Source organism: Marinicella gelatinilytica, assembly GCF_026410405.1.
Lineage (GTDB): Bacteria > Pseudomonadota > Gammaproteobacteria > Xanthomonadales > Marinicellaceae > Marinicella > Marinicella gelatinilytica.
Genome location: NZ_JAPMLN010000016.1, coordinates 1 through 12,389 on the forward strand (window position 1 = coordinate 1; position 12,389 = coordinate 12,389).

Sequence of the window (12,389 nt, forward strand, 5' to 3'; positions counted from 1 at the left end):
CTATGCAAAAACATTTAAAGGGTTCGCCACCAGAATCATGGCAAAAATCACTGCACTGACCATAATTCAATGGATAAATTATTTGGAAAACAGGAATATTAACAACCTAAAAATCAAGATCGCCTAAATGCACCACGGGTATCTTATATAAAAACATAACCAGTTTTTTCCTTATTTAGCTGTTCTTTCCTGTGCTATGGCTGGCTTATAAGTGGTTCAGCAAATAATCTTAATAGCCACATCATATAGATGTTTAATTTAACCCCGAAGTGACATTAATGATTAAGTCACTTATAAATAGGAGAGAACAATTATGAAAATTAAATCTTTAAAACTTATGTTGGGCCTTAGTGTATTTATAGCCGGAAGCGTCTCAGCAGAAACCTGGTGTAATGGTGGAACCATCGTTAATGTTGCCACAGTAAACTGGACAGGCACAGTTAACGAGAACATAGCCGGAAACATCATCGTCCCGCCTGGAAATAATGATCCCGAACGATACCAAGCGCAACATGCCGCAGCAAATTATTGCAGCACTTATAAAGGTGGTGGTGGTCCGACATTTGGCCCTGTTGTAACAGGGGCAGGCAGTGTATCAACTATAATTACAGGCCCATTCACATATACCAATACAACGAACAACTATGAGTTGTATATGGGTTTAAATTTCGAATGTAAAAAGTGTTATTCAATACCACCCTATAAAGAAATATTCGAATTAAAAATCGTTAAGCCATTGCCCGGTACAGAAGGTAACGCAGAATATGAGCGAGTTATCGAAAAAAGATAAACATCAAAACTTAGCTTGATTGGTCAAGGGTAGTAATTCTACCCTTGATTTATTTACGCAGAAGACTTTAAACAACACATTAAACTGACTCCAGTATTAATAACCAGCCATTAAAATTCTTTATCAAATCACTGTTTTAAAAATCAACAATCGATACAATGGCTTATTTTAAAGCTATTTATAATGATTATTGAAGATAGATCAGCGTCTCTATTAACCCCTGTTTTATCTTCTATATAAACGTGTGAATTGTATGCGCTGCTTTTTATTTTTGATGTTATTTGGCTTAGTTTTGTTTCCCATAGAAACACGCGCCACCACGGACAATTGTGAGAAAAGTTATGATTTAGGCGATTTTCATAAAGCTGAGATTATCTGTTTAAATGATCTCAAATCAGTAACTCCTGGTAGCTTGTCAGAACTTAATATACTTCTCAATTTAATGACCATCCAACAACACCTACAAGCACCTGAGAAACAAGACTACTATATCGCTAAAGCCAAAAAACACCCTGAATTTATAAACAACATTGCTATCCAATATGACTGGTATCGAAAAGTTGGCCAAAAATTTTACTTTGCGGCCGATTATGCCCAAGCCAAAAAACATTTAAATTCAGCCTATGAAATCGCACAAAAAGAATCAAATAATATCTGGTTAGGTAAAAGCCATAATGATTTAGGTTTAGCGGAAATGAAATTAGGGCGCTATAAACAGGCGTTGTCACACTTTCAAAACAGCCTCTTACAAAAACAGGAAATTGGTAATGACTATCAAATTGCCAAAACTCTGAATAACATTGGTCTCATCAATTTATATTTAGAACAACCCAATCAAGCAGTTAAATATTATGAATCAGCGTTAGCACATTATTTGGACTACAGTAAAAAAGATCAGTTTAATCAACAGGTTTTTAATGACATTACCCATATTTACGAAGATTTAGCAAAAGCCCATGGCGCCGCCGGTAACACCAAAGAAGCTGAGTTCTATGCTCAAAACATAGTCAGTTCCTTAGCTTCCAAAGCCAACAAATCAGAACACTTACGGGCACTGATTAACCTATCACGTTGGCATTGGCAAAATAACAATTATTTAGCACTAAAACAATTAACGACTGCTGCTGAGACTTTAATCAATAACGAATCAAACCCTGAATTTATAGCGCAACTTCATTTACTACAAGCCCAAATGCATGCCCAAGACAATCAGCTCGAACAAGCCCTTGTCCTCATTGAACAAGGGCTCAAAGCCACTGATCGAATACCGGGCTCAATTCTGTTGGCTGATTTACTTAAATTAAAAGCTGAGATTCTAGAGAACAGTCAACCAAAAAAAGCCTTACAAATTTTCAAACAGTACCATGAAATGCGCGCGCAGTTTTTTCAGCAAAAATATGACTCAGACTTAAAAACCATTCAACATCAAATTGATACTCACAAAATAGAACAACAGTTATTGAACCAAGAATTAGCCAACAGCCAACAACAACAAAGGCTTCAAAAGTTAACTAATATGACATTAGCTGTCGGGCTTATTTTATTTTTTGTTACCGCCTTGTTTATTTTTTACCTGCAAAGAAAGAAAAAAGAACAAGATTTATTAAAGCAATCAATTCGCTACCATAAACAGCAATTACTGGTTTTGCAAACCAACCAAAAGAAAGACACTGATGACGATCCCACAAACCACAAGGAAGAGCTAAAAATTGCTCTGGTGGAAGCACTTATTGACACCCTCACAATTTGGGAAAAAACAACTCAAACCAGTCATATTGAATTAGCAGAACAATCAAAAGTCTGGACAGTAACCATCGACAACGGCACATTACGAACACGCTCTCTGGATAAATATCTGTCATTAGATAAAATCCCCGAAAACCCGCGATGGCGAAATGTGGTTCAAACAGGACACTTTGTGCTTAGTCAAAAAAACTTGACGACAAAAGACCGGAAAACCTTAGAGCAGCACTTGGATGACATTATGGAGTTGGTCAGGACTTTATCGCTTAAAAGTTAATATCGATAAAGTCCTGTTTAACTGTTTAGTACGCTATTTTCTTTAATTCCTGTGAATAAGTGGCTTTTTTCATTTTCACTCCGACACAGTTAAAGTGTAACCCATGTGCTAATTTGTAATCGGTGTGGTGATTTTGTGTTGCACTGACACCGTCAGTAAACGTGTTTGGACCAATGTACTGAGGAATTAAGCCATTTTTGTACTGCGATGAATACAGTGAAGCATAAGCATCACATTTATTAATGGCGGCAGAACGTGCTTTAGAGAAATCGTCAAATACACCACAGGTTTTTTCAATGGCATCTGACTCAAAATCACAAATGGTTTTACCTACTTGCTTGTATTCCTGCGCTTTATTACTCGCTCCTGAGCGCTTAGTTAAGGTTTTCATTTCAAATTGAGCTTGTTGCAAATCAAGCGTATCTAATAAATCCTGCTCATCAAACTCAAAGGTTACGGCTATGTGATAATTATTGGCCTCGTAATCATCATTATATACCAGTATTTCAGTCAAAAAGTCGTGGCCATAAACCGGTGAAAACCCTAAAGTCATTAATAGTAAAATAATTTTTTTCATGTCATTCTCCAGATTATATTTATATAGATAATCATACATTTCAATCGTGATTGTCTCCATTGAATAACTGGAACAAACTGGAAAAAATATATTTTTATATTTAATTACAATAACTTAGGAAACATGTTGGTGTTTGACACATTGCATTTTAGGGTATTATTAAATCAACTTGTTTCACCTGCGTAGCAGACTGTAAACCAAAATGACCCAAGTAATAGTTGTAACTCGCCTCTTCACCCCAAATAGAAGAGGAATGAATGCCACCGACAGTACAACCACCGTAGCAAACAATTTGATCTGACCAGCTTTTAATCGAATATACGCGTTTTGCAAAAGTTTTATTTCTTATACTGTTTAAAAACGGACTACCAATCGATAAGCCCCAATAACCACAAGTGGATGTGTACATATTATAAGGGTAATATCCACAACTATGTAAACCACGAACTGCGCCAGCAATACCTACAAATTCGTTGACATTATTTGACAAGCCTAAGTCGATAATTTCTTTGATGGCTAAGGTCACACCCATAGAGTGCCCAATGACATCAATATCTCCACTACAAGAATTTTCCAATGCATCCAATAAAGCATTGGCCACCGGCACTTCTTCACGACCAGAATGATTATTACACGCCACACAAGCACTACCCCAATCAGGTCGATAAATTTCTGCTGCGCTATAACCGCGATTGAGTAACTCAGAATACGTATTCTGCCAATCCGATGAATCTCCACCATTGCCATGAACCAATACCACGTTATCACGACATGCTGCAAAACCCACTGACGTCAAAAAACAACTTAATATAAATACAACGTTTTTCATAAAATTCTCCTCTTTTGTTTTTATTAGCGTATGCGCGTTTTATACAAGTGTCAATATTATTTAAACATATGATTAATTTTCAGTCAGATTTTTGTTATTGCTACTGGTCGTTTTTTTGGAATAAAGTAAACATAAGAAATTTTTATTTAACCGATCAACCCAGTCACAAATGCGCTGCCATCAAAAGCATGCCACACCGGTATTAACCTAAGAACTACCGAAAACAAAGCCAGCAGTACTTAACGTATACTTACAAGGCACTATCCGGAGGGGTTTTTGATTATGATATTAGGGTTTATAAGGCATTGAGTTTTCGATAAACTTCTATGTGTTTACTCGGTTTACCATTTGCATCATAGAGACCCAAAACCTGGGTGAATCCAAACAATTTAATTTCATCAATTAAAACAGGGGATTGGGCTGTGAGGCTGAAGTCAATAGACGCGTTTAGCCTAAACGGATCAGCGGAAACTTTAGTGCAACTTTGCTGTGGCTGAACTTGCCACTCCTTGAGAATCACGCCATCCACCTTAACCTCAAGAACAGTCGCTGCATCGGCCACCAGACAAATTGAAATGTCTTGGTAATTTTCCAGTAACTTAAAGCGTTTATCAGCTAACAAGGATTGTGTGATTGAACTACCTGCTTGCATGTACAAACTTTGATCCTGCTGATTGGTTTTTATTTCAGTCTGTCCTTCAATAAGCCAGCCTTGAGTACCCATCTCAAATGAACCATTAAGAATGGCATTATCATGGTAATCGCGATAGGCCCACACCCCAAAGCCTTTGCTGTATTTTTTTAATAATGGTCCCGCAGCCAAGAGAAAATCACCAATTTCATCCGGTATGATATTGGCATGGTTGGGGTAATGCACTGTGTTGTCATAGAAGTTAAACTGTTCAAGCACATGGTGGGTGTTTTCACCGTTATTTGTGACCATTTTTAACAGATAATCAAAATTCATTAAAGCTTGTTCAGCGGAAATCAGCTCACCTTTATTTTCCGCACCCCAAAAGGGTGCCCAGTAGGTGCCTCTTAGATTTTTTTCTTCTAAATGCAAGTCATGCGCAATCCAGGTATATTGATCATTCTGCTTAACCCCCAGCTGATCTACCCTGATCTCCATGGCAGCATTTGGAAACACCGACTGTGCTGGTTTTAAGACATCTTTAGCAAATTTTTGATCAATGAAATCCATATATAAAACATAGGATAAATCGGCGGGTTGCGGCACCCTCACTTGATTAAAATTAATATGATTTTGTTGAAGCAGCACTTTAACTATATTTTGATTTTGTTGTTGCAGCCAGTCGCCGTAACCCATGGATTGTGCCAATTCAAGGCGTTTTTCTTCATCCCAAGAAGGAAATAGAGTATGCGGACACCAGAAGTCTTCCCATGAGACCAAGATACCGGCAGACGATTTCTGGAATGGTGTGATGGTTTGCTTAATCTTTTCTAAATAGTCAGCCCACTGGTTTTGAGTTTTTCCATCGGTATAAATCCCAATACACTGTTCAAGCGCATAGGTTTTGGTATCAGGCATATGGTAATGAGGAAAACCTAATCGCAGGATAAAACTTAAATCATTCTCAACAATACCATTTAATACAAAACCGAGTCGCTCATAGAGTATCTGATTCGATTGCGTTTGATTTTTATCGAAACCAATTTCAAAACCACGCCACGGCACAATCAAAACAATGGTATTAAACCCATCATTTTTTATTTGTTGTAATTCTCCGGCAACATCATCTTTTTCAAACTCTTGCCAAAATGTGATCGGCCAGGCTGAGGAGAAATAATGTGCTGATTTAATAAAATCCGGCACCAACTTTCCTGTAGACTCAACTTCATTGTAGGTTTCAGGGCTGGTTGTTTGTTCTTGATTGCAACCGGAAATAAAGAGTAAACAAAGAATTATTTTTTTCATTGTTGATTTTAAATTTTTGAATAAAAATATAACAGAATGATTTAATTTTAGTCTAAAAATACGATTAGACTCTGCATGATGGTCACATTCCAGTTATATTTCAAATATTTGTGAGAGATAGTGGTTTAGTTTTTCTGCAATGCCCGAATCGGGTCTAATTCAGCGGCTTGTTTCGCCGGATAGTAACCAAACACGACACCTGTCAATAGACACACGCCCACAGCCAGCACAATTGAAAATAAACTCCAAGCCACCGGCCAATCGGCAAATGATTGAATTAAAAAGGACAAAATGATTCCCATGACAATACCAATCACCGCACCCACCGCAGCGATGGTGGCACTTTCAATCAAAAACTGATTTTTGATGTCAACTTTTCGGGCACCCAAAGCACGCAACAGACCAATTTCCTTGGTTCTCTCCAATACTGTCGCCAACATAATATTCATGATACCAATGCCACCAACCAGTAATGAAATACCGGCGATGCTGGACATGACGATGGTGAAAATTTGCTGGGTTTGGTTTTGTTGATTCAGTAAAGAGGCCGGCACCACAATATTATAATCATCAATATTGCCATGGCGACGCTTTAACAAACGATCAATGGCCACTGAAGCCACCTGCGGCTTTATGCTGTCGTCTAATCCCAAGCGAATGGTATCTAACTGACTCTCCAAAGTGTCCCACTTAAGTCGTTTAAATGCGGTTTCGATGGGAATAAAAACCTGATTATGCTCAGCACCCAGTTTAATTCCTTGGATTTCATTTTTACTCAATTCATCTTTTTGTAAAACACCGATAATGGTTAGCCATAAGTGATTCACTTTAATTCGCTCACCAATCACAGATTCGGTATCGGGAAACAGTTCAGCGGCCACTTCTGAACCAATCACAGCCACCTGTTCATAACTTTGATTCTCCGCATCACCGAAAAGTCGTCCACCATCAACCTGTAAATTACTCATGGCAAAACAATTGGGTGAAATGGCTTTTACTGATCCATTGGAATTACCGTTGCTGGAAAACAAACTCCAGGTTTTAATGGTTTTTTCACCACAGGTTTGTTCTATAAAAGGTAAGCTTTTTTGTAGTGCGTAAATATCATTCATATTTAAACCCAGGGAGTCTTCACGCATCTCTTTTAAGGTTTCCATGTCGAGTTGTTTTTCTTCAATCACCAAATTACGCAGACCCATTTTTTCAATTAACCGGGTGGCTTCCGCCTGTGCACCTTCACCAATGCTCAACATGGCGATAACCGCACCAACCCCAAAAACCATACCCAACAATGTCAGCAAGGTACGCAACTTATGGTGCATCATTTCTGCCAGCGCATGACGCAAATTAATTAATATGGAATTCATAAAGCAACCTCTTGCGTGGGCTCAGTCAAAGCGATGACATCACCATCATTTAATCCACTTTCAATAATACAAAGAGCGGCACTACAAAATCGGGTGGTGATTTGTTGTCGTTCAAACTTGTTGCCCCGTTGTACTTGGACCCAGGATTTATCTTGATCGCGTGAAATCGCTAAAATAGGCACCGCTATGGCGTGATCTGCGGTGGCAACTTTAATGTCAGCCGCTAACCGTTGCGCCGGACGAAAGCGTTCATCATGACCATCCAATGCCACCGTGATGGTAAAATATTTCACCGGATTGTCACGTTCACGGGGTTGAGCCGTTTGACTAAGCGACTCTACGACACCAGTAAAGGTCTCGTTAGGATAGGCATCTAAGCTCAGTTTAACCGGTTGTTCAGGCTTAATGCCAATGGCCTCTATTTCTGGCACATAAACCAGGGCCTGCATTTTCGATAAATCCGGCAGTGCGCCTAATTTAGTACCCGGGAAAACTGCCTTACCCGGTTCCGGCATGGTGCCATCCCAGCTGGCTTGCAATACCAACAAGCCATCATGAGGTGCCACCACTTCAAGGGCACTCAAACTCGCCTGATTAACTTCTTTTTTGGCTTCTTGGACTGCTTTTGAACTTTCTAAAACGCCCAGTTCGGTGGCGGATTTCTCTTCAAAGTTTTCACTGACCTTCTCGATGTGCTGAGTCTTGGCTTTAAGAAATTCTTCATTATCACCGGCTTCAATAATCTCGATTTTGGTATAAAGTAAAGGATCATTGATATTAAACTGCTTGGCCAATTCATACTCATAATCCACCACCTGAGATTCGGTATTAAAAGAGAATTGGGTGTTATCAATTTCTCGTTCTTTATCAAGCATGGCGTATCTTAATTTCTCAAGTTCATAAGCGGTTTCATCCAGCTCAAGCTGAAAATCAGTGCCATCAAAACGCGCCACCACATCACCTTTTTTAACTTCCGAAAATTGCGGCAAAATCCAAGCCAGGGTTTGCGGTCGTCGAGATCCGGCCGGTACCGTCAAAGGCGTTGATTGGGTGGCTTCCAGTTCGCCGGCGGCTCTAACGATCAACTCCACCGGTTGTTTTTGTAAAACCAAAGTAGGTATTTGACTTGTTTCTTTGGGCTGTGTGTCACACCCAGTGATGAGTAAAGTGATAAAAATGAGCGCTATATTTTTCATGATTCGTCTATAATTTTTGCTTTAATGCTCATATTTGGGCGCATAATGGATTTATCCGGGTCATTAATTTTGACTTTAGCATCTAATATTTTAGAGGGTTGGTTTTGCGATTTGGTGCGAACCACTTTTGATAATTCGAAAATGCGACCGGAAAACTCAAGGTCTGGATAAGCATCCATATTAAATGTTACTTTCTGACCCACTTTAACTCGTGACACGTCATTTTCTTTAACCTCCAATTGCGCAATAATATTATCCATATCAGCCACTTCAATTACCCGAGCACCACCCCAAACCTGATCACCAATGGCATATTTATTATTGCCATGATCAGTTTGATGAATGATGATACCGCGCCTTTTAGCCATAATTCTCATACTTGACATGGACTCTTGAAGCTCTGCCACATCGGCTTTTAACTTGGTAATGTTGGCGTTGAGGATATCTATTTCGGTGTCGATTTTTTCTTCATTTAAACGCAAATCATCCTGAGCATGTTGGTATTGTAATTTAGCCAATTCATAATTAAGCTGATTCTCTTCATAATCGTTCTTGGCAATCACATTTTGTGGTAAATCCGCTTTGCGTTTGGCTTTATCCAGATTCATTTTGGTCTCTTCAACCGCCAGGGCTTTATCTGCCAGGGTTTCTACTTTTGTGGATATTTTATTTTTTAATTCGCTTTGTTTTATGCTGAGTTCACCTTGCTTATCCATCAGCTGTTCTTGAATCTCATCGGTCTTAAACATCAATATTGGTTGCCCGGGATTCACTTGACTGCCATCATCTGCCATAAATGCAATGGTATAACGCCAAATTCGTCGCACGTTGGGTGGTGAATAACTGTCCTTTTCAACCGCAACCAGTTGTCCTGAGGTGCTGATAGTTTGGGCTTGAACTGCTGCTGATTGCAACCCAAAAAAACCCATTGCCATAAAAATTAAGTATTGCAACAAAGTCCTCATCATGATGCTTCCTCGGTATAAACTAAGGCACTCATACCAGGTAACAAATCCACCTCATCACTGTTTTCTAAATCGACCGTGATTTCATAGTAAAGTCCGCTACCCCAATTTTTTTTATCATGGCCTCCGGCAGATATGGCAATAATTTCACCGTTTAACTCGACACTCGGTAAAGCATCAAAACGTACCCTAACCGGTTGATTTTTTTTAACCTTTGGCAAGTCAATGGCATTCACCCAAGTTTTAACCTGCATATCAGTGACTTTTGATACTTTAACAATCACTTCACCGGTTCGTACCTGATCACCGATTTGGTATTTACTACCACTCATGGGCTGGGTGGCGTGAATCACATAACCAGCTTGGTTGGCTGTTATGGTTAAACCTTCTAAACGTTCTTGCCAATAAGCCAGCTGCTGTTTTTTTTGTTGCAGACCCAATTCAATTTCTATTCGCTTTTCTTGTTCACGGAGCTTTAAAGAAGCCAGTTTTTTTTCATTATCAACCAGCGTTTTACTGATTTGCTTTAAGGTTAACTGACGCTGCTTGTATTCAAGTTCGCCAATAAAGCTTATGGGCACACCGGCTTTTAAACTGGCCACTTTATGATCTACTTTGGCTTTTTCATAAGCCAATTTAGCATTATTGACATCAATTCTTAACTGAATCATATCGCGCTTTGAGCTGGCTTGATAAACATCTAAAGCTTCCTTTTGTGCTTCAATGGTGGCATCCAAATCACTGCCATCAATGCGCGCAATGAAGTCACCCACTTCGACGCGACTGCCTTCAGTGACCAAGTCGGCTATTTCGGCACGCCAACTTCGCACCATCGGCATGGTTACTTGCTGGGTTTGGCTGGATTCCACTTCACCCGTCAGCATCAGCGTCGAAGCCGGTATACTGGTCATCAATAAAGCCATCATAATAATCATTTTCATGACACAATCTTTCCGTCTAAAAATTCAATGGTACGCCCAGCATTTTCGGCAATATCAGGTTCATGAGTAACCATCACAATGGTTTGACCTTGCTGGTTGAGATCAATTAATAAATCGATGATTTGTTGTGAAATGGCACTGTCTAAATTACCGGTGGGCTCATCTGCTAACAACACGGCAGGGTTGTTAATAAGGGAACGGGCGATGGCCACTCGCTGAATTTGACCACCTGACATTTCATTGGACTGGTGATGAATACGATCACCTAAACCGACTTTTGTTAGTAATTCTTTGGCGCGTTCAATACCGTTTTGTTGTTTTTCCGCGCTCGAAAAACGCAAAGGCACCAGTACATTTTCTAATGCCGATAGCCGTGGTAATAAATGAAATCCTTGAAACACAAAACCAATGTATTCATTGCGGATTTTTGATAAGGCATCGTCATCAAGAACACTGACATCTTGTCCCGCCAACCAATACTTACCTGAACTCGGCTTATCCATACATCCTAATATATTCAGCATGGTGGATTTACCGGATCCGGAACGCCCCATAATGGCGACAAACTCACCTTCTTTTATGCTTAAATCCACTTCATCTAAAGCGCGGATGGTTTCTCCTTGGGTTTTATAAATCTTTGATATTTGTTCCAGTTTTATCATCGGCGTTTATTTAAATGGGTAATTTTGTTGGTTATTATAAAGTGTTACTTGTGAATATTAATAGGTCAAAGGTACCAAATGCACTTGGTATTTAACATTTTTTTAATTTATCTGTCATAGACAGGGATGAATGTAAAAAGTGCCCGACTATTTAAGGGATACACATATCAAGAACGGCACTGAGCTGATAAAAGTAGGGATTATCGGCTGGAATTAATCCATGAGAGATCCAAGGTGCCAACAATACCCATAGGCCAATAATAAAAATAAAGACTGCCGCAGTTCGACGCCAAAATGCCATCGACCCCCGCTCCATCATTTTACGAATCGCCCACTGGGATGCCAATAACGGTAATATCGTACCTAAACCAAAAAACAGCATAAACTGCATACCACTTAATGCATTGGCAGTGGTGGCGGCAATAATCAGCATGCCATACAGTAAACCACATGGAATTAAGCCCCACAACATACCCTTGATAAAAGAAGCACTGCTGTTATGTTTGTTTTGTAATTGTTTTAACTTAAGCGAAACCTTAGACCATCCGGGCAAGGGTTTTTGAATGGTCAGTAAACGGTGATTTTTAAAGAATAAAGCCACCGCTGTTAATACCAGCATGACACCCATAATCATGCGTAACCAAAACCCCCAAGCAACCACCGGTATCGATAAACTGGCACCTTGTACCAACCCGGCAAATACGACACCCAGTATAGTGTAAGTGGCCACACGACCTAAATTAGTAATGAGTACCTGATTATTATTTTGCTTGTGACACAAAGCAGCGCATAAACCGCCACACATGGCAATACAATGGAAACCCGAAAAAAATCCAATTATCAGTGGGGTGAGAAATGACATCGATTAATTACTGCGCATCTTCCTGTTCATTATCAGTTGATTTCTGCGTATCATGTTGTGGGTTGGCAGATTGCTGTTGGCGTCTCTGGTAACGATCAGCCGGTGTATCATCTTCCAGAATAGAATAAGCCGGCGAGTCTAAATCATCAAATTGATTCTTACTAATCGCCCAATGAATTGCCCACACAGCAGCCACCGCTAACAGCAGTGATAACAACACCAAAACAAAAATCATATTCATCTG

General features: G+C 39.5%; 12 protein-coding genes and 1 pseudogene. 3 read left to right on the top strand and 10 right to left on the bottom strand.

Going from position 1 to position 12,389, the window contains the following annotated elements; all coding sequences use genetic code 11:
- From OS173_RS10680 to OS173_RS10690, 3 genes and pseudogenes are all read left to right on the top strand, one after another.
- Positions 1–127, top strand: a pseudogene (locus OS173_RS10680) (IS982 family transposase); the annotation flags it as partial.
- Between the two features lie 186 nt (positions 128–313).
- Positions 314–790, top strand: coding sequence for a hypothetical protein (locus tag OS173_RS10685; RefSeq protein ID WP_267184277.1), 477 nt, complete (start codon positions 314–316; stop codon positions 788–790).
- 412 nt (positions 791–1,202) lie between these two features.
- A complete protein-coding gene (locus OS173_RS10690) occupies positions 1,203–2,810 on the top strand; it encodes a tetratricopeptide repeat protein (RefSeq protein ID WP_267184278.1) in 1,608 nt (535 codons plus the stop codon).
- A 25-nt stretch (positions 2,811–2,835) separates the two neighbouring features.
- Here OS173_RS10690 and OS173_RS10695 read toward each other — a convergent pair whose 3' ends face one another.
- The 10 genes from OS173_RS10695 to ccoS all read right to left on the bottom strand — a co-directional run bounded on the left by OS173_RS10695 (position 2,836) and on the right by ccoS (position 12,386).
- The gene (locus tag OS173_RS10695; RefSeq protein WP_267184279.1) at positions 2,836–3,387 is read right to left on the bottom strand and encodes a hypothetical protein; all 552 of its coding nucleotides are present in this window, start codon (positions 3,385–3,387) and stop codon (positions 2,836–2,838) included.
- Between the two features lie 148 nt (positions 3,388–3,535).
- Entirely contained in the window at positions 3,536–4,216 is a 681-nt protein-coding gene (locus OS173_RS10700; protein ID WP_267184280.1) for an alpha/beta fold hydrolase, read from the bottom strand.
- A 295-nt stretch (positions 4,217–4,511) separates the two neighbouring features.
- Positions 4,512–6,152, bottom strand: coding sequence for a hypothetical protein (locus OS173_RS10705; protein WP_267184281.1), 1,641 nt, complete (start codon positions 6,150–6,152; stop codon positions 4,512–4,514).
- Positions 6,153–6,277: 125 nt separating this feature from the next.
- Entirely contained in the window at positions 6,278–7,519 is a 1,242-nt protein-coding gene (locus tag OS173_RS10710; RefSeq protein ID WP_267184282.1) for an ABC transporter permease, read from the bottom strand.
- Positions 7,516–8,715 (bottom strand): efflux RND transporter periplasmic adaptor subunit, encoded by a 1,200-nt coding sequence (locus tag OS173_RS10715; RefSeq protein WP_267184283.1) that lies wholly within the window; start codon positions 8,713–8,715, stop codon positions 7,516–7,518. The genes OS173_RS10710 and OS173_RS10715 overlap by 4 nt, the downstream gene beginning before the upstream one ends.
- Complete coding sequence (locus OS173_RS10720; protein WP_267184284.1) at positions 8,712–9,683, bottom strand: HlyD family secretion protein; 972 nt, start codon at positions 9,681–9,683, stop codon at positions 8,712–8,714. The genes OS173_RS10715 and OS173_RS10720 overlap by 4 nt, the downstream gene beginning before the upstream one ends.
- Positions 9,680–10,621 carry an HlyD family secretion protein gene (locus tag OS173_RS10725; protein ID WP_267184285.1) on the bottom strand — a complete coding sequence of 314 codons (942 nt, stop codon included), beginning with the start codon at positions 10,619–10,621 and terminating at the stop codon, positions 9,680–9,682. The genes OS173_RS10720 and OS173_RS10725 overlap by 4 nt, the downstream gene beginning before the upstream one ends.
- A complete protein-coding gene (locus OS173_RS10730; protein WP_267184286.1) occupies positions 10,618–11,283 on the bottom strand; it encodes an ABC transporter ATP-binding protein in 666 nt (221 codons plus the stop codon). The genes OS173_RS10725 and OS173_RS10730 overlap by 4 nt, the downstream gene beginning before the upstream one ends.
- 151 nt (positions 11,284–11,434) lie before the next feature.
- Positions 11,435–12,145 (bottom strand): sulfite exporter TauE/SafE family protein, encoded by a 711-nt coding sequence (locus OS173_RS10735; RefSeq protein WP_267184287.1) that lies wholly within the window; start codon positions 12,143–12,145, stop codon positions 11,435–11,437.
- 7 nt (positions 12,146–12,152) lie between these two features.
- Positions 12,153–12,386, bottom strand: coding sequence for a cbb3-type cytochrome oxidase assembly protein CcoS (ccoS, locus tag OS173_RS10740; protein WP_267184288.1), 234 nt, complete (start codon positions 12,384–12,386; stop codon positions 12,153–12,155).
- Positions 12,387–12,389: the final 3 nt, after the last annotated feature.